This is a genomic window from Type-E symbiont of Plautia stali (assembly GCF_059731115.1).
Genome location: NZ_AP035906.1, coordinates 3,334,009 through 3,353,492, shown reverse-complemented (window position 1 = coordinate 3,353,492; position 19,484 = coordinate 3,334,009). Strand labels below are relative to the sequence as shown.

General features: G+C 56.6%; 12 protein-coding genes. 11 read left to right on the top strand and 1 reads right to left on the bottom strand.

Features of this window, described 5'->3' with window-relative positions:
• The first annotated feature begins 7 nt into the window (after nt 1–7).
• The 11 genes from ptsP to recD all read left to right on the top strand — a co-directional run bounded on the left by ptsP (nt 8) and on the right by recD (nt 17,774).
• Nucleotides 8–2,254: a phosphoenolpyruvate--protein phosphotransferase gene (gene ptsP / locus AC6I8L_RS15415; RefSeq protein ID WP_038645088.1), complete on the top strand. Its 2,247-nt coding sequence runs from the start codon at nt 8–10 to the stop codon at nt 2,252–2,254.
• A 115-nt stretch (nt 2,255–2,369) separates the two neighbouring features.
• On the top strand, nt 2,370–3,251 hold the full coding sequence (lgt, locus tag AC6I8L_RS15410; protein ID WP_034823111.1) for a prolipoprotein diacylglyceryl transferase: 882 nt from the start codon (nt 2,370–2,372) through the stop codon (nt 3,249–3,251).
• Entirely contained in the window at nt 3,248–4,042 is a 795-nt protein-coding gene (gene thyA / locus AC6I8L_RS15405) for a thymidylate synthase (RefSeq protein WP_045816400.1), read from the top strand. The genes lgt and thyA overlap by 4 nt, the downstream gene beginning before the upstream one ends.
• A 180-nt stretch (nt 4,043–4,222) precedes the next feature.
• Nucleotides 4,223–4,693, top strand: a complete 471-nt coding sequence (locus AC6I8L_RS15400; protein ID WP_058961832.1) for a prepilin-type N-terminal cleavage/methylation domain-containing protein — start codon at nt 4,223–4,225, stop codon at nt 4,691–4,693.
• On the top strand, nt 4,684–5,223 hold the full coding sequence (locus tag AC6I8L_RS15395; RefSeq protein WP_058961809.1) for a prepilin peptidase-dependent protein: 540 nt from the start codon (nt 4,684–4,686) through the stop codon (nt 5,221–5,223). Before AC6I8L_RS15400 ends, AC6I8L_RS15395 begins: the two co-directional genes overlap by 10 nt.
• Nucleotides 5,220–5,648, top strand: a complete 429-nt coding sequence (locus tag AC6I8L_RS15390) for a DUF2509 family protein (RefSeq protein ID WP_058961808.1) — start codon at nt 5,220–5,222, stop codon at nt 5,646–5,648. Before AC6I8L_RS15395 ends, AC6I8L_RS15390 begins: the two co-directional genes overlap by 4 nt.
• Nucleotides 5,584–5,922: a prepilin-type N-terminal cleavage/methylation domain-containing protein gene (locus tag AC6I8L_RS15385; RefSeq protein WP_236699783.1), complete on the top strand. Its 339-nt coding sequence runs from the start codon at nt 5,584–5,586 to the stop codon at nt 5,920–5,922. The genes AC6I8L_RS15390 and AC6I8L_RS15385 overlap by 65 nt, the downstream gene beginning before the upstream one ends.
• 79 nt (nt 5,923–6,001) lie before the next feature.
• Complete coding sequence (gene recC / locus AC6I8L_RS15380; protein ID WP_058961807.1) at nt 6,002–9,382, top strand: exodeoxyribonuclease V subunit gamma; 3,381 nt, start codon at nt 6,002–6,004, stop codon at nt 9,380–9,382.
• Between the two features lie 105 nt (nt 9,383–9,487).
• Complete coding sequence (ptrA, locus tag AC6I8L_RS15375) at nt 9,488–12,385, top strand: pitrilysin (protein ID WP_498013938.1); 2,898 nt, start codon at nt 9,488–9,490, stop codon at nt 12,383–12,385.
• On the top strand, nt 12,382–15,927 hold the full coding sequence (gene recB / locus AC6I8L_RS15370) for an exodeoxyribonuclease V subunit beta (protein ID WP_058961806.1): 3,546 nt from the start codon (nt 12,382–12,384) through the stop codon (nt 15,925–15,927). Before ptrA ends, recB begins: the two co-directional genes overlap by 4 nt.
• Nucleotides 15,924–17,774, top strand: coding sequence for an exodeoxyribonuclease V subunit alpha (recD, locus tag AC6I8L_RS15365; RefSeq protein WP_058961805.1), 1,851 nt, complete (start codon nt 15,924–15,926; stop codon nt 17,772–17,774). The genes recB and recD overlap by 4 nt, the downstream gene beginning before the upstream one ends.
• A 254-nt stretch (nt 17,775–18,028) precedes the next feature.
• Here recD and argA read toward each other — a convergent pair whose 3' ends face one another.
• Nucleotides 18,029–19,357 carry an amino-acid N-acetyltransferase gene (gene argA / locus AC6I8L_RS15360; protein ID WP_058961804.1) on the bottom strand — a complete coding sequence of 443 codons (1,329 nt, stop codon included), beginning with the start codon at nt 19,355–19,357 and terminating at the stop codon, nt 18,029–18,031.
• Nucleotides 19,358–19,484 lie beyond the last annotated feature (127 nt).

Sequence of the window (19,484 nt, the reverse complement as noted above, 5' to 3'; positions counted from 1 at the left end):
GCCCTTTATGCTCACTCAGTTGCGCGAAATAGTAGAGAAAGTGGCGAGTGCTCCGCGTCTGAATGAAGCACTCGACATTCTGGTAAACGAAATTTGCCTTGCGATGGAAACCGAGGTCTGCTCGGTTTATCTCGCAGATCACGATCGTCGTTGCTACTACCTGATGGCGACGCGCGGGCTGAAAAAGCCGCGCGGTCGCACTGTCACGCTGGCGTTTGATGAAGGTATTGTCGGGCTCGTCGGACGTTTAGCCGAGCCGATCAACCTTGCCGACGCGCAAAGCCATCCCAGCTTCAAATACATTCCTTCTGTTAAAGAAGAGCGTTATCGCTCTTTCCTTGGCGTGCCGATCATCAGCCGTCGCCAACTGCTTGGCGTGCTAGTGGTTCAGCAGCGCGAACATCGTCAGTTCGACGAAAGCGAAGAATCTTTCCTGGTGACACTGGCCACGCAGATGGCGGGCTTGTTATCGCAATCACAGCTCGGCCAACTGTTTGGTCAGTTCCGTCAGACGCGGGTGAAAGCCATCGCGGCGGCGCCTGGCGTGGCGGTCGCGCCCGGTTGGGTTGATGAAACCCAGCCCTTGCTGGATCAGGTCTCTGCGGCCTCCACGCTGGATGTGCAGCGTGAACGCGAGCGTCTGGTGCTGGCAATGGGCGAGGCGGGCAATGAATTTCGCCGCTTCAGCAAACGCTTTACCGCCAGCGTGCAAAAAGAGAGTGCGGCGATTTTTGATCTCTACTCGCACCTGTTAACCGATGCCCGTTTGAAAAAAGATCTGTTTGCCGAGATTGATCGCGGATCGGTTGCCGAGTGGGCGGTGAAAACGGTGATCGAGAAGTTCGCCGAACAGTTTGCCAGCCTGCAGGATCAATATTTACGCGAGCGTGCGGGCGATTTGCGCGTGCTCGGACAACGTCTGCTATTCCATCTCGACGATACGCTGGTCGGCACCAATGCCTGGCCTGAACGCTTCGTGCTGGTGGCGGATGAACTCACCGCCACCACGCTGGCAGAGCTGCCACCGGAGCGTTTAGCCGGTGTGGTGGTACGCGACGGTGCGGCCAATTCCCACGCGGCTATTCTGACGCGCGCGATGGGCATTCCCACCGTCATGGGTGCGGATATCATCCCTGCGCAGCTCAACAAACGCCTGCTGATTGTCGATGGCTATCGCGGCGAGTTGTTAATCGATCCTGAACCCGTGCTGGTGCAGGAGTATCAGCGTTTGATCAGCGAAGAAAATGCGCTGAGCAAAATGGCGGAAGGCGTGGTCGAGCAGCCCGGCGAGCTGAAAAGCGGCGAACGGGTGCAGGTGATGCTGAATGCGGGCCTGAGCCCTGAGCATGAGCAGAAGCTGGATAACTGGGTGGATGGCATCGGCCTGTACCGCACAGAAATTCCATTTATGCTGCACAACGGATTCCCGTCGGAAGAGGAGCAGGTCGCGCAATATCAAGGCATGCTGCAACTGTTCTACGATAAGCCGGTGACGTTGCGTACGCTGGATGTCGGCGCCGATAAACAGCTGCCTTACATGCCGATCAGTGAAGAAAATCCTTGCCTCGGCTGGCGCGGCATTCGTCTGACGCTCGATCAGCCAGAAATTTTCCTGGTGCAGGTACGTGCCATGCTGCGTGCCAACGTGGCCTCCGGCAATCTCAGCATTCTGCTGCCGATGATTAGCCATATCGATGAGATCGACGATGCGCGTCGTCTGATCGATCGCGCCGGTCGTGAAGTGGAAGAGATGCTGGGCTATGTGATCCCGAAACCGCGTATTGGCGTGATGATCGAAGTGCCGTCCATGCTGTTTATGATCCCGCATCTGGCGGATCGCGTGGACTTTATTTCGGTGGGCACCAACGACCTGACGCAGTATCTGCTGGCGGTGGATCGCAACAATACCCGTGTGGCGAATCTCTACGATCCGCTGCATCCGGCGATGCTGCGCGCGCTGCAGAGCATTGCCCACGAAGCCCGTCAGGCCAAACTGGAACTCTGCCTGTGTGGTGAAATGGCCGGCGACCCAATGTGCGTGGCGCTGCTGGTGGGCATGGGTTATCACCACCTCAGCATGAACGGTAAAAATATTCCGCGCGTGAAGTATCTGTTGCGCCACCTCGATCACGAGGAAACGCAGAAGCTCAGTGAAAATGGCGTGGCGGCCCATACCGCTTCAGAAGTGCGCCATCTGGTGTCCGCGTTTATGGAGCGACGTGGCCTGGGCGGTTTGATTCGCGGCGGCCGTTAACGGCGTTTACATTTCCACGGCAATTGTGAAAAGCGGCTGTGCTATCATGCGCAGCCTTTTATGGTATGACCCCTTAGCCAGACCCGTTTCAGGGCAGAAAAAACGATGGTGAAAGATGACTAACGGCTACATTTCGTTTCCCCAATTCGATCCGGTAATTTTCTCCATCGGACCGATTTCGCTTCACTGGTACGGTTTGATGTATCTGGTGGGCTTTGTATTTGCTATGTGGCTGGCGGTGCGCCGTGCCAACAAACCCGGCAGCGGCTGGAAAAAAGAAGAAGTGGAAAACCTGCTGTATGCGGGCTTCCTCGGCGTGTTCCTCGGTGGCCGTATCGGCTACGTGCTGTTCTATAACCTGCCGCTGTTCCTCGATAATCCACTCTATCTGTTCAAAGTCTGGGATGGCGGTATGTCGTTCCACGGTGGCTTGATTGGGGTGATTGTGGTGATGCTGGTGTTTGCGCGTCGTACTAAACGCACTTTCTTCCAGGTATCTGATTTCATTGCACCACTGATTCCATTTGGTTTGGGCGCCGGTCGTCTTGGCAACTTTATCAATGGCGAGCTGTGGGGCCGTGTCGATCCTAACTTCAAATTCGCGATGCTGTTCCCGGGTTCGCGCAGTGAAGATATCGCGCTGGCGGCCAACAATCCGCAGTATCAGCAGCTGCTGAGCACTTACGGTGTGTTGCCGCGTCATCCCTCGCAGCTGTATGAGCTGTTCCTCGAAGGTATCGTGCTGTTCATCATCCTCAACCTGTTTATTCGCAAGCCGCGCCCGATGGGCAGCGTCTCTGGCCTGTTCCTGATTGGCTATGGCGCTTTCCGCATCATCGTCGAATTCTTCCGCCAGCCGGATGCCCAACTGGGCCTGTTTGAAGGCGGCATCAGCATGGGGCAGATTCTCTCGATCCCAATGATTCTGGCCGGTGTGATTATGATGATCTGGGCGTTCCGTCGTCGTCCGCAGCAACAAACTCGTGAGGTAAAATGAAACAGTATCTGGATTTAATGCAACATGTGCTGAATGAAGGCGCAGAGAAAGCCGACCGTACCGGTACAGGCACCCTGTCGATTTTCGGCCACCAGATGCGTTTCAATTTGCAGGATGGTTTTCCACTGGTCACCACCAAGAAGGTGCACCTGCGTTCGATCATTCATGAACTGCTGTGGTTTCTGAAAGGCGAAACCAATATCAGCTACCTGAAAGATAACAAGGTGACGATTTGGGACGAGTGGGCGGATGAGAATGGCGATTTAGGACCGGTCTACGGTAAGCAATGGCGCAGCTGGGGCAGTGCGTCAGGCGAAGAGATCGACCAGATTAGCAAAGTGATTGAGCAGTTGAAGCGCGATCCCGATTCACGCCGCATCATCGTATCGGCATGGAACGTGGGCGAGCTGGATCAGATGGCGCTGGCACCTTGTCATGCCTTCTTCCAGTTTTACGTGGCAAACGGCAAGCTCTCTTGCCAGCTTTATCAGCGCTCGTGCGATATCTTCCTTGGTCTGCCTTTCAATATCGCCAGCTATGCGCTGCTGGTGCATATGGTGGCGCAGCAGTGCGATCTGGAAGTGGGTGATTTTGTCTGGACCGGTGGCGATACCCATCTGTACAGCAATCATCTGGAACAGGCACAGCTGCAGCTGACGCGCGAGCCGCGCCCGCTGCCGAAACTGGTGATCAAACGTAAACCTGCTTCTATCTTCGATTACAACTTTGAAGATTTTGAGATTGAGGGTTACGACCCGCATCCGGCCATTAAAGCGCCGGTTGCGGTGTAAACGCACGCGTCATCACGCTGAAGCCCTGCCACTGTGCGGGGCTTTTTTATCTCTGTTATCTGTATCCGCCTCGCAAAAATTTGTCTCTGCCTGTACCGCGCGAAAACAGCCTGCGCGACGCTTTCCATCCTGCCGCTTGATGCCTTGTTGCCTGTTCGATTGAAGCGCACATTGGCTGCCATGAACAAACACGCAAACCTCGGTTTCACCCTGCCGGAGCTGCTACTGGTGATGGTGATCGCCGGCATACTCAGCCTCGGCGCCCTGCATAGTTGGCAGCGCTGGCAGCAGCATCAACAACTGCGCGATAGCGTGCAGCAGCTGCAGGGGTTTCTGTTACGGCTGCGCGCCCATGCGAACGGGCATAACAGCGATCTCAATTTGTGGCTGATTCCCGGCGAACGCGGCTGTCTGGGCGTGGGCGTAAAACCATCGGAGGGCTGGGAACTGCCTTCACGCTGGTGGTTAGCACCGCCGCATGCCGGGGTGCGCTTCAGTGCCATCATCGGCGAGCCGGGTTTCTTTGGACGGCGTGACGTGGCGCGCCCTGGCAGCATTGAGATTGAAAATGCGGCCGGTCGCTGGCGGGTGATTATCTCTGCGCGAGCACGTATTCGCGCCTGCCAGACGGGAGAAAAAGGGTGCGAGTAGCGGAGGCCGGTTTCAGCCTGCTGGAGATGCTGATTGCGCTGTCGGTGGGGGCGATATTGATGGTCAGCGTGGGGCGATTTTTGCCGCTACTGCTGGAGCAAAATCTGCGCCTGCAGCAGCGTGTGCAATTGCAGCAGGAGCTACAGCAGCTTTCTCATACGCTGCAAAAAGCGTTACAGCGCGCGGGATATTGTCGTGGGCAATGTACTGGTCCCGCACTGACTCTGGCTGCGAGTGGCAGCTGTGTATTGCTGCGCTGGGATGAAAACAGCAATGGGCGCTGGGAAGATGTGGGCAGTAGTGACAGCGACTTTTACGGCTATCGGTTGCGCAGCGGGCAGCTGGAAATGCAGCGCGCGGTGGATAACTGCAACGGCAATGGTTGGGAACGCCTAACCGATCCCGCTTTCCTCACCATCGAGCATTTTAGCGTGGTGCGGCAAGGCACCCGGTTAATGCTCCATCTGACGGGGCGATCGGGTATACAAAGCCTGCAGGTTGAACACTGGATTGAAGGACGAAACTTATGAGCCAGCACGGCAACAGCACGCTGGGCATGGTGCTGATGCTGTTACTGCTCGGCAGCCTGACGCTGCATGCCACGCGCACGCAGTTGTCACAGGGCATGGTGCTGGTGGCCGATACGCAGCAGCATCATAAAGATTTTGCGCAGGCACAGGCTGCGTTGCAATGGGGGCTGATGCAGAGTTGGCCAGCGGCGTCCGGCTGGCAATGTCAGCAACAGTCCGCGCACCAGTGGTTAAGCTGCTTATTGCAGATGGAGGAGGGCAATGCGCTGTTATCGGGTCAGGATGAAAAGAGTGATCTCCGCCTCTGGCAATGGGTCTCACCACGCAGCCATCGGCTGCAACCCGAGGCGCACGGCTGGATTGACTACTGTCCATTGTCTAAACCGGAGCACTGCCAGTCGCAGGCAGGATCAGCAGGGCTTTAGCCTGGCAGAAACGCTGGTAGCGATGCTGCTGCTGGCGATGACCATCAGCACGCTGTTGCAATACCATCGGGCGCTGGCCCTGGGATTTAGTCAGCAGTGGCAGCAGCGCCAGGCGTGGCAGGTTGCCGGACAAGCGTTGCTGGGGCGCGGGGTGGCGGGCTGGCAGATTGAGCGTCAGCAGCAAAGTGTGGGTATAGGATGCGTGCTGGAGCGCGTCACGGTGACGAGCCCACAACAGCGCAGTGCCAGTCTGGCCCAGCTCAATTGTCACTAAGGTGACCTCGGTGATAGGCATCGTTAACGATACAGGGTAGAGTGACCAGGCTGCGCTGTTTTCCCTCTCAAGGAGATTTATGTTCCGGGTTTACCACTCCAATCAGCTCGATCTGTTGAAAAATCTGGCAGGCATTCTGATTGAAAACCAGCCGCTCAACGATGCACTCGCGGCCGAACAGGTGCTGGTGCAAAGCCCCGGCATGGCGCAGTGGCTGCAGATGGAACTGGCAAACAGTTTTGGTATCGCGGCGAATATCGACTTTCCGCTGCCTGCGACCTTTATCTGGAACATGTTTGTCAAAGTGCTGCCCGGCATTCCTGAGGAGAGCGCTTTTACCAAAGCCAGCATGAGCTGGAAACTGATGCATCGCTTGCCCACCTTGCTGGAGCAGGATGCGTTCCAGCCATTACGTCACTACCTCAATGATGACGATGACAAGCGCAAGCTGTATCAGCTCAGCGCTCGCGTTGCAGATCTGTTTGACCAATATCTGGTGTATCGATCTGACTGGCTCAACAGCTGGGAGCGCGGAGAACTCATTGATGGCCTGAGTGATGCCCAGCAGTGGCAGGCACCACTGTGGCGCGATTTGGTGGCGTTCACCGAGCAGCTAGGCCAGCCGATGTGGCATCGTGCCAATCTGTATGCGCGCTTTATCCATGCGCTGGAGCAGGCCGAAACGCCACCGGCGGGATTGCCGCAGCGCGTGTTTATTTGTGGTATCTCCGCGCTGCCGCCGGTGTATTTGCAGGCGCTGGAAGCGCTTGGCCGCCATATCGATATTCATCTGCTGTTTACCAACCCCTGCCGCCACTACTGGGGCGATATTCAGGATTACGCTTTCCTCGCCAAATTGCAGAGCCGCAAGCGTCGCCGCATGCAGTCTGACGAAGCGCAGTCGCTGTTCCTCGATCCCGAAGCTGCCCCAACGCTGTTCAATGAACTCGGCGAGCAGCAACTCACCAATCCATTATTGGCCTCGTGGGGCAAACTGGGGCGCGATAATCTGTTTCTGCTAAGTCAGATGGAATCCGCCGCTAACGATATTGATGCCTTTGTTGAGATGCCGCAGGACAACCTGCTCCACAGTCTGCAAGCCGATCTGCTTAACCTTGATGACCACGCCGTGATCGGTTTGCATGCCGATGAACTGGGTAACAGCAGTAAGAAACGAGTGCTGGATCCCAACGATCGTACCATCACGCTGCAGGTATGTCATAGCGCTCAGCGTGAAGTGGAAGTGTTACAGGATCATCTGCTGGCGCTGATGGAGGCCGATCCCGATCTCAAACCGCGCGACATCATCGTGATGGTGGCGGATATCGATAGCTACGCGCCCTTCATTCAGGCGGCGTTTGCCAGTGCGCCTGCGGATCGTTATCTGCCGTTTGCCATCTCGGATCGCCGCGCCAGCCAGGCACATCCGGCGATTCTGGCCCTATTAAGCTTGCTGGCGCTGCCAGACAGCCGCTTTGCTTCCGAAGAAGTGCTGGCACTGCTCGAAGTGCCTGCGCTGGCGCAGCGCTTCTCGGTGGATGAAAGCGGTTTGCGCCTGCTTCGCCGTTGGGTGATGGAATCCGGTATTCGATGGGGGCTGGATGATGCCAGCGTCGAAGCATTGGCACTGCCTGCCACCGGTCAACATACCTGGCGCTTTGGTTTACAGCGAATGCTATTGGGCTACGCACTGGAAAGTCGTAACGGTGACTGGCAGGGTATTCTGCCTTACGACGAATCCAGCGGATTGATTGCTGAACTGGCCGGGCATCTGGCCGAATTGCTCTCTCGCTTAGAGTCGTGGCGCACCCGACTGACCGGCGAGCGTACGCTACCGGAGTGGCTGCCGCTGTGCCGCGAGCTGATCGACAGCTTCTTCAACGGCGATGCCGAAAGCGACGCAGCATTACTGCTGGTTGAAACCCAGTGGAAACAGATTATTGAGCAGGGCACGCAGGCTGATTATCAGCAACCGATTCCCGTCACCTTACTGCGTGATGAGTTGCGCTCGCGCCTCGATCAGCAGCGTATCAGTCAGCGCTTCCTGGCCGGGCCGATAAACTTCTGTACCCTGATGCCAATGCGTTCGATTCCGTTCAAAGTCGTCTGCTTGCTGGGGATGAACGATGGTGTCTATCCACGCACGCTGGCGCCGCTCGGTTTTGACCTGATGCAGCAGCAGGCACGCAAAGGCGATCGCAGCCGCCGTGATGATGACCGCTATCTGTTCCTTGAAGCCCTGATTTCGGCACAGCATCAGCTCTACATCAGCTATATCGGCCGCGCGATTCAGGACAACACCGAGCGTTATCCCTCAGTGCTGGTGACAGAGTTGGTGGATTATCTTGGTCAGAGTTTTTGTCTGCCAGGCGATGAAGCGTGCGAACCCGACGTCAGCGAGCAGCGTGTACGTGAGCATTTACTGAAGCTCCACAGCCGCATGCCCTTTGCAGCGGAGAACTTCCGCCCTGACGCTTACGGCCAGAGCTTCGCGACAGAATGGTTGCCCGCTGCCACCGGCAATGGCGTGGCACAGCCAGACTTTGTGCAAAGGTTGCCGCCACTGCCGCTGGAAACGCTCTCGCTTGAGCAATTGCTGCGCTTCTGGCGTCATCCGGTACGGGCCTGGTTCCAGCAGCGGCTGGGCGTGGCTTTCTGGATGGAAGAGAGCGAATTGCCGGACAGCGAGCCGTTTGCCCCGGATAGTCTGGAGCGTTATCAAATCAATGCGCAGCTACTGAATACCCTGGTCAACGGTGAGGATCCCTCGCGGCTTTATATGCGTCATCGTGCTGCAGGTAATCTGCCGTATGGTGCTTTTGGGGAACTTTTCTGGCAGAGCCAGACCGAAGAGATGCAGGAAGTGGCTGCGGAAGTGAGCGGACAGCGTCAGCCCGCAGAGAGTTGGGAAATCAATCTGCCGCTTAACGGAGTGCAGTTGACCGGCTGGTTAACCCAGGTGCAAGCTGATGGGTTATTACGCTGGCGTCCGGGCGTGCTGAACATGAACGATGGCCTGCTATTGTGGCTGGAGCATCTGGTGTACTGCGCGTTGGGCGGCACAGGTGAAAGCCGCATGTACGGGCGCAAACAAAGCCGCTGGCGTTTTAAAGCCATCGACGCTGAGTCTGCGCTGTCACTGTTGAACGAATACGTGACGGCTTATCAGGCGGGGATGACGGAACCGTTGATGTTGCTGAACAAATCGGGTGGCGCGTGGCTGGATGCCAGTTTTGATCGAAAATCCGGCCAGTTGCTGGACGATGACGCCACGCAGAAAAAGGCATTGAACAAATTGCTGCAAGCCTGGCAGGGTGGTTTTCAGGTGGAGGGCGAAGGCAGCGATCCTTATCTGCAGCGCCTGAGCCGTACGCTGGATGATGAGGCGGTGCAGGTAATTGTTGCCGCCGCTCGCCAGTGGTATTTACCGGTGCGCCTTGCGCATCAAGATGATGAATAGCAATTGGGTAACGCCGCTTTTGCGGGTGTTCCCAAAATAATAAAAAGTTGTCTATTGCGCCGCTGGGCACACAGCCAGCGGTAAAGGGTAAAGAAAGGGGTTTAAATGCGGATTTACGCACGCTGGATGGGAGCGCTGCTGCTGAGCATGCTGGCGCTGAATGCCTTTGCCGATAGCGATCGCGGCTGGCAGCCCATCAATGAAACGATTCGAAAAAGCGATCACGATCCGCGCAGTTATCAGGCCATCACGCTGACTAACGGTATGACGGTGTTGCTGGTGTCTGACAAAGAAGCGCCTAAATCACTGGCCGCACTGACGTTGCCTATCGGCTCGCTGGACGATCCCAATCAGCAGCTAGGGCTGGCGCACTATACCGAACATATGGTGTTGATGGGCTCAAAACGCTATCCGCAACCGGATAATCTGGCCGAATTCCTGAAAAAGCACGGCGGCAGTCACAATGCCAGTACCGCTTCTTATCGCACCGCGTTCTATCTGGAAGTGGAAAACGATGCACTGCAACCGGCGGTGGATCGTCTGGCCGATGCCATTGCAGAGCCTTTGCTCGATCCGGTCAACGCCGATCGTGAGCGTCATGCAGTTAATGCAGAGCTCACTATGGCGCGTTCGCGCGACGGCCTGCGTATGGCGCAGGTCGGGGCGGAAACTCTGAATCCAGCGCATCCAGCTTCCCGCTACTCAGGCGGTAACCTTGATACGCTGCGCGATAAGCCCGACAGCAATTTGCATCAGGCGCTGACCGAGTTTTATCACAGCCACTACTCCGCCAATCTGATGAAAGCGGTGATATACAGCAACAAATCGCTGCCAGAGATGGCCGACATTGCGGTCCAGACTTTTGGACGAGTGGCTAACCATCAGGCCATCGTACCGAAAATCGAAGTGCCGGTGGTGACCGATGCGCAGAAAGGCATCATCATCCACTACGTCCCTGCCCAACCGCGTAAACAGCTTAAAGTTGAATTCCGCATCGCCAACAACAGCGACCAGTTCCGCAGCAAAACCGATACGTTGATCAGTTACATCCTGGGCAACCGCAGTAAAAACACCCTTAACGACTGGCTGCAAAAGCAGGGGCTGGCCGACGGTGTGAATGCCGGTGCCGATCCGATGACGGACCGCAACAGCGGCGTGTTTGCCATCACGGTCTCCCTGACCGACAAAGGCCTGGCACAGCGTGATGAAGTGGTGGCGGCGATCTTTAGCTACCTCGATATGCTGCGTAATAAAGGCATCGATAAGGGCTATTTCGATGAAGTGTCGCATGTGCTGGCGCTGGATTTCCGCTATCCGTCGATCACCCGCGACATGGATTACATCGAATGGTTAGTGGATACCATGCTGCGCGTGCCAGTGGATCATACGCTGGATGCACCTTATCTCGCGGATAACTTTGATCCTGCGGCGATCAAATCTCGTCTGGATGAGATGACACCGCAAAATGCCCGCATCTGGTATATCAGCCCGAATGAGCCGCACAACAAAGAAGCCTATTTTGTCAATGCGCCTTACCAGGTCGATAAAATCAGTGATGCACAGTTCAGTGACTGGCAGCAGCGTGGTACGCAGATTCAGCTGTCGATGCCGACGCTGAATCCGTATATCCCTTCTGATTTCTCCATTATGCCTGGTGATGGCAAAACGTATACGCATCCGGTGGCGCTGACCGACGGTGACAGCATGCGCATCTACTGGATGCCAAGCCAGTTCTACGCCAGTGAACCAAAGGCAGCCATTACTCTGGCACTGCGCAACAAAGCGGCAATAAGCGACGCGCGTCAGCAGGTGTTATTTGGCCTGAATGATTATCTCTCAAGCGTGGCGCTGGATGAGTTGAACTCGCAGGCGTCAGTGGGGGGGATCAGTTTTTCTACCGGTGAAGATGACGGCATTGTGTTCAGCGCCAGTGGTTTTACCCAGCGTCTGCCGGAGTTACTGAAAAAACTGGTTGAGGGCTATGCCAGCTTCCAGCCGGACGCACAGCAACTGGAACAGGCAAAATCCTGGTATCTGGATCGACTGGAAGCCGCCGAGAAGGGCAAAGCCTTCGAGCAGGCGATTCAACCGATGCAGATGCTGTCACAGCTGCCGTATACCCAGCGTGAGACGCGCCGCAAGCTAGTGAAAGATCTGACGCTGAAAGACGTGACGGATTACCGTGATGCCTTACTGCGCAACGCTACGCCGGAAATGATGGTGGTCGGCAACCTCTCTGCCGATCGCGTTAAACAGCTGGGTGCCGACCTGCAACAGCAGTTGCACAGCGATGGTCACAGTTACTGGCACAGCGATGACGTTGTGATTGATAAAGCCATGAAGGCCAACCTGCAAACCGCAGGAAGCAGCACGGATTCAGCACTGGCAGCACTCTACGTGCCACTGGGTTACGACGAGTATCAAAGTATGGCCAACAGCACCATGTTGAGCCAGATTGTCCAACCCTGGTTCTATAACCAACTGCGCACCCAGGAACAGTTGGGCTATGCGGTGTTCTCGTATCAGATGCCGATTGGTCGCCAGTGGGGGATTGGCTTCCTGCTGCAAAGCAACAGCAAGCAGCCAGCCTATCTGATGCAGCGCTTTGAGGCGTTTTATCCGCAGGCTGAGCAACGCCTGCGCGACATGAAACCGGAAGATTTTGCCCAGTATCAGCAGGCGCTGATCAATGACTTAAAACAGCGCCCGCAAACGCTTGATGAAGAAGCGAATCGCTACAGCCGTGACTTCAACCGGCAGAATTTTGCTTTCGATACCCGTGAAAAAGCCATCGAGCAGATTCAAAAGCTCACGCCGCAGGGCGTGGCCGATTTCTTCCATAAAGCGGTGCTGGAACAGCAGGGCATGGTGATGATTTCGCAGATTGGCGGTAGCCACGATGGCGCCACCAAAGATGATTATGCACCTCTGCCGGGCTTCACGACCTGGGATCAGGTGGAGAAGCTACAGCAATCCCTGCCGGTTAAGAGTGACGCGCAATGAGTCTGATTCAGCCGCCAGAATCGCTCAATCCGCTGACGCTGCCGTTGCGTGGCGAGCGGCTGATTGAGGCGTCTGCTGGAACCGGCAAAACCTTCACTATTGGGCTGCTTTATCTGCGGCTTTTGTTGGGGCTGGGCGGGCAACATGCCTATGCCCGGCCACTGTCGGTCGAAGAAATTCTGGTCGTGACCTTTACCGAGGCGGCCACCGCAGAGCTGCGCGGACGTATCCGTGCCAACATCCATGAGCTGCGGCTGGCCTGCATTCGCGGTACCAGCCGCAATCCGATGCTGATGCAGTTGCTACTGGAGATGCCGCAGCCAGCAGAAGCGGCATCGCTACTGCTGGCTGCAGAGCGGCAGATGGATGAAGCGGCTATCTTTACCATCCACGGCTTTTGTCAGCGCATGCTCAATCTCAACGCCTTTGAATCCGGCATGCTGTTTGAACAGCAGTTGATTGAAGATGAACAACAGCTGCTGCGTCAGGCCACTGCCGATTTCTGGCGTCGCCACTGTTATCCCCTCTCGCTGGATATCGCCCGCGTGATTGTCAGTGAGTGGAGTGGTCCGGAGCAATTGCTGGCGACGTTGCGGCCGTGGCTGCAAGGCGAATCACCTAACCTGCGTTTAGCGCCCGCTGACGACGAAACGCTGACGATGCGCCACAACGAAAACCTGGCGCGCATTAACGCGATGAAAGCCGAGTGGCGCGCGGTGGGTGAAGAGGTGCTGACGCTGGTGGGGCAGTCCGACGTGGACAAACGCAGCTACAGCAGTAAAAATCTGCCGGTGTGGGTGAATAAAGTCAGTTTCTGGGCACAGAGTGAAACCCTGGATTATCAGGTGCCCGCAGAGCTGGCGCGCTTTGGTCAACGGGTGCTGGAGGAGAAAACCAAAAAAGGCCATCCTCCGCACCATGCCCTGTTTGTGGCCATCGACCTGTTTCTGACTCAGCCCATTTCACTACGCGATTTGCTGATTGCGCGCGCGCTGGTGGATATCCGCGCCGCCGTACGGAAAGAGAAACGCCAGCAGGCGCTGCTGGGTTTTGATGATCTCCTGAGCCGACTGGATGATGCCCTGCAGCAGCCTGCAGGAGAAATGCTGGCGCAGGCGATTCGTCAGCGTTACCCGGTGGCGTTAATTGATGAGTTCCAGGATACCGATCCGCAGCAATACCGCATTTTCCGCACGCTGTACGGTAATCAACCCGAGCATGCGTTGCTGTTGATTGGCGATCCAAAACAGGCCATTTACGCCTTTCGTGGCGCAGACATCTTTACCTATATCCGCGCGCGCAATGAAGTGAGCGCGCATTACACCCTCGACACCAACTGGCGCTCTTCGCCAGCAATGGTGGAGAGCGTCAATCAGCTGTTCAATCGGCTCGAAGCGCCTTTTGTCTTTGATGCTATCCCTTTCTTGCCGGTGCACTTCGCAGAGCCAAATCAGACGCTTTCTCTCACACTGGATAACCAGGATCAGGCGGCACTGCGTTTCTGGCTGCTGCCGGGCGACGGGTGCAGCGTAGGCGATTATCAGCAGGCGTTAGCGCGACAGTGTGCCGCGGATATCAGCCACTGGTTACAGGCGGGTCAGCAACAGCGTGCGCTGCTGGGTAAAGCGGCCGCGCAACGCCCGGTGCAGGCATCGGATATCACGGTGCTGGTGCGCAGCCGCAACGAAGCCAATCTGATCCGTGAAGCACTTAACCAGCTTGGCATTCCCTCGGTCTATTTATCGAACCGCGACAGCGTCTACACCACGCCCGAAGCGCGCGAGTTGCTGTGGTTACTGCAGGCGGTGCTGGCTCCCGAGCAGGAGCGCATGCTGCGCACGGCGCTCGCTACCTCGCTGTTTACCTTTGATGCGGCACAGCTGGATGCGTTGGATCAGGATGCGCGCGGCTGGGATGAGCTGGTAGAGACTTTTGCCCGCTGGCAACTGCTGTGGCAGCAGCGCGGCGTACTGCCGATGCTGCGCCAGCTGATACAGGAACGCCAGCTTGCGGAAAACCTGCTCGCCTCAGAAAATGGCGAACGCCGCCTGACCGATTTGCTGCATCTGGGCGAACTGATGCAGGAGGCGGCGGCGCAGCTCGACAGCCCGCACGCGCTGGTGCGTTATCTGGCGCAGCAGATAGCCAGCCCTGACAGCCAGTCGTCCAGCCAGCAATTGCGTCTGGAAAGCGATCGCCATTTGGTGCAGATCGTCACTATCCATAAATCTAAAGGACTGCAATATCCGCTTGTGTGGCTGCCGTTCGCCGCCGGATTCCGCGAGGCGGATACCGCGCTGTATCACGATCGCGACAACTTTGAAGCGGTGCTGGATCTGCAGGCCGATGACGCAAGCCTGGCGATGGCCGAGCAGGAGCGTTTGGCCGAAGACCTGCGCTTGCTGTACGTGGCACTTACCCGTTCGGTGTATCACTGTAGCGTAGGTGTGGCACCGCTGTTTCGCGGCACGCGCAAAAAAGAAGGCGAGAGCGATCTGCATAAAAGCGCACTGGGCCATCTTTTGCAGCGTGGTGAAGCGGCGACAGCGGCACAGCTGGAAACTTTACTCAATCAGCACAATGTCGCGGGTACCGAGGTGATGCACGTGCAGGAACAGGTAGCCGAACGCTGGCACGCGCCTGATCCCGCTCATGACACATTGGCTGCCCGCACCGTTAGCCGCACGCTGGTGGAACCCTGGCGCGTCACCAGCTACTCAGGCTTGCAGCAACACGGTAGCCAGCGACTACTTGATGTGATGCCACGTTTCGATCTGGAAGCCGCAGGCGAAGAACAGCAGGAAGAGATCGCTGAAGCTGCACTGACACCGCACCATTTCCCGCGCGGCGCCGCGCCGGGGACTTTCCTGCATGAACTGTTCGAATCTCTCGATTTCCCACATCCCCCCACGGCCGCATTGCTGGAGCAACATCTGCAGCAGAATGGGTATCCCTTATACTGGCAACCGATACTGACGGATTGGATTGCGCGCGTGGTGAGTACGCCGCTCAACGATCAGGGGATACAGCTCGGTCAGGTACAGACCAGCGATCGACTCGTGGAGATGGGCTTCTACTTGCCGATTGACGGTTTGCTGACCGCGAATGATCTGGATGCGCTGATCCGTCAGGATGCTTTATCGTCCGATGCGCCGCCGCTCGATTTTCGTGAGGTACAGGGCATGTTGAAAGGCTTCATTGACCTGGTGTTCCGCTGGCAAGGCAAATATTACCTGCTGGATTACAAATCCAACTGGCTGGGCGACAGCCACGAAGCTTATACGCCAGCAGCGATGAGACAGGCGATGATCGACCACCGCTATGATTTGCAATATCAGCTCTACACGCTGGCGCTACATCGCTATCTTCAACATCGCGTGGCAGATTATGACTACGAGCAGCACTTTGGCGGCGTGTTTTATCTGTTCCTGCGTGGCATGGATGGCACTTCACCGGCCAACGGCGTATTCCACACACGGCCAACTCTGGATTTTGTTTCACAACTGGATAGCCTGTTTCGCGGGCAGGGAGCCTCGGCATGAGTGGCATTACAGCGCTACTTCAACAGGCGGTTGAGCTGCGTTTGCTGCGCTCACTGGATGTTCAGTTCGCCCTGTTGCTGGCGGATGACACGCAGCCAGCACGCCTCCTGGCGGCTGCCTGTCTCAGCGCGGAAGCGGGTGAGGGGCACGTCTGCTTACCGCTGTCACAGCTGAGCCGTGAAGGGTTATTCAATGGCCGCCATCCTGAACTGGCGCAGGCCATCTGGCTGGCGGCGGGCGAGCCGCAGGACTGGACGCAAATTCTGGCTGGCTGGCCTGCTTTGAGCAACAGCAACAACGGGCAGGCAGCACCGATTGTACTGACCGAAGGCCGTCTTTATCTGCATCGTCTCTGGCACCATGAAGGGCAGGTGGCGCGTTTCTTTCAGGCGCAGTCTGCTCCGCAGGCATTTCCTGATGGAGAGGTGCGTGCTGTACTGGATAACCTGTTTGGTACTGAACCCGATGACTGGCAAAAAATCGCGGCGGCGGTGGCGCTAACGCAGAAAACAGCAGTCATTTCCGGCGGCCCAGGCACCGGGAAAACCACCACCGTGGCAAAACTGCTGGCGGCATTGATTCGCCTGAGCCAGGGTGCACTGCGCATTCAACTGGCAGCCCCGACCGGCAAAGCGGCGGCGCGTTTAACCGAATCACTCGGTAAAGCGCTGCAAAAACTGCCGGTCAGCGACACCGAGCGCCAACGCTTCCCAGCGGAAGCTACCACGCTGCACCGTTTGCTCGGTGCCCAGCCCGAAACCCAGCGCTTGCGCTATCACGCCGGTAACCTGCTGCATCTGGATGTGCTGGTGGTGGATGAAGCCTCAATGGTTGATTTGGGCATGATGGCCAATCTCATCGCCGCACTGCCACCCCAGGCGCGCGTGATTTTTCTTGGTGACCGCGATCAGCTGGCGTCAGTAGAAGCCGGTGCGGTACTGGGCGATATTTGCCGCTGTGCGGAAGCGGGATACAGCGTCGCGCGTGCAGCCCAGCTGAGTGCGTTAACCGGTTGCCAGGTTGAAGGCCACGATGATGACAGCGCGCCAGCCGTGCGCGACGCCATCTGCCTACTACGCAAGAGCTATCGCTTTGATGCTAACTCGGGCATCGGCAAGCTGGCGGCTGCGGTCAATGCCGGTGAGCCAAAGGCGGTTGAGGCCGCATTTAACGCGGGCTTCAGCGATATATCACGCCAGCCACTCAATGATGGCGAGGCCTATCAGGCAATGCTGAATGCTATCGCGGAAGGCTACCGTCCATTCCTGCGGCTGGTGAGCCAGCGAGCACAGCCCGCAGAGATTCTGCACGCATTTGGGCGTTATCAGCTGCTGTGCGCACTGCGCGAAGGGCCGTTTGGCGTGCAGGGATTAAATCAGCGTATTGAGCAAAAACTGATGCAGATGCAGCTGATTCGTCGTCCGCAGGGGGGCAGCCGCTGGTATCAGGGCCGTCCGGTGATGGTGACTCGCAATGACAGCGCGCTTGGGCTGTTTAACGGCGATATTGGCATTACGCTGTTTGATGATGAAGGGCTGCTGAAAGTTTTCTTCCCGTTGCCGGATGGCAGCATCAAAGCCGTACAGCCAAGCCGGTTACCGGCGCATGATACGGCCTGGTCGATGACGGTGCATAAATCGCAGGGATCGGAGTTCGACCATACCGCGCTGGTGATGCCGGCACAGTTTTTACCGGTACTCACCCGCGAACTGATTTACACCGCCATTACGCGTGCGCGCAAACAGTTAACCCTTTACAGCGATGAAGGCGTATTTCGTCGTGCGGTGCAATTACGCACTCAGCGTCGCAGCGGATTGTTGGACCGGTTAAGCGGAGAGTCATTCTGAGCGAGAGTTGAGGTCGGTAAAGAAACCGACCGCAGGCAATGCAGATGTTTTATTGGATGCGCGTGGATGCGCATCCTGACAACGTTATCAGTTTAAGACGTTGGGCAATTCCAGACCGTTTAGCGAAACCTACCCTACGCTGCCTTTAACTGCCTTTAACTGCCTTTAACTGCCTTTAACTGCCTTTAACTGCCTTTAACTGCCTTTAACTGCCTTTAACTGCCTTTAACCGCGCTAGCTGGCATTCCCCGCCGTTAGCGCAAATCCGCCATCAGCACTTTGGACCGGCGCTGATAGTTATACATCTGCTTCTTACTCTCCGGCAGTGATTCAATATCCACCGGCGTAAAGCCGCGTTCCTGGAACCAGTGAATACTGCGGGTGGTCAGCACAAACAGCTTCTTCAACCCCATCTGGCGTGCCTGTAGCGCCACACGCTCCAGCAACAGCTCACCGCGTGAAGAACTGCGGTAATCGGGATGCACCGCCACGCAGGCCATTTCACCAATCTGCTCATCCGGGAACGGATAGAGTGCGGCACAAGCGATGGTCAGATTGTCGCGCTGAATAATGGTGAATTTGTCGATCTCCATTTCCAACTGCTCGCGCGAACGACGCACCAGAATGCCTTGCTGCTCCAGCGGGCGAATCAATTCGAGAATGCCGCCAATATCGTTGATGGTGGCGCGACGAATCTGCTCAGCGGACTCCATCACAATCTGCGTACCAATACCGTCACGCGAGAACAGTTCCTGAATCAATGCGCCATCTTCCTGATAGCTGATCAGGTGGCTACGACGCACGCCGCTGCGGCAGGCTTTCACCGCGCCGCGCAGGAAACGCACGGTGCCCGACAGGAAATCGCCGTCGTTTTCCATCTCATCTATACGCGTCTGCGCTTCGTTGGGGAACAGCTCAGAGATAATCTTGCCTTCGCGGTTGGTGACGCCCTGTTCGGAGCAGAAGCCAATCATTTTCTCGGCTTTTAGCTTGATAGCCAACTGCGTAGCCACTTCTTCTGATGTCAGGTTAAAGCTTTCACCGGTCACCGACACCGCGACTGGGCCGAGCAGCACAATGGCATCATTATCCAGCTGACGATGGATGGCTTCTTCATCGATACGACGAATACGGCCGCTGTGGCAGTAGTCCACGCCATCATCGACGCCCAGCGGCTGGGCAATAATAAAGTTACCGCTTACCACGTTGATGTGCGCGCCCTGCAGCGGGGTGTTATTCAGGCTCATCGACAGGCGTGCGGTGATATCCAGCTGCAAACGTCCTGCAGCCTGCTTCACCAGTTCCAGTGATTGGGCATCGGTTACGCGCGTGTGTTTGTGGTAAATCGGTTCCAGCTGTTGCTGGGCCATGCTGGCATCAATTTGCGGTCTGGCACCATAGACAACCACCAGGCGAATGCCGAGACTATGCAACAAGCCAATGTCGTTAACGATGTTGGAAAAGTTCTCATGCTCGATAGCTTCGCCGCCAAGCATAATGACAAAGGTCTTGTCACGGTGGGCATTTATATAGGGAACGGTATGGCGAAAACCCTGAACCAGTTCAGTACTACGTTCCTTCACGGCAAACCCTCTGTGAATGTTTATTCGTAATTTGTGTATTTTTATGCTCTTTTGCCAGCTAATGCAAGCGCCGGGCCTGACGTTACTTTACGATTTTCCTGATGCAACCCTCGCTAACAGCCTGCAT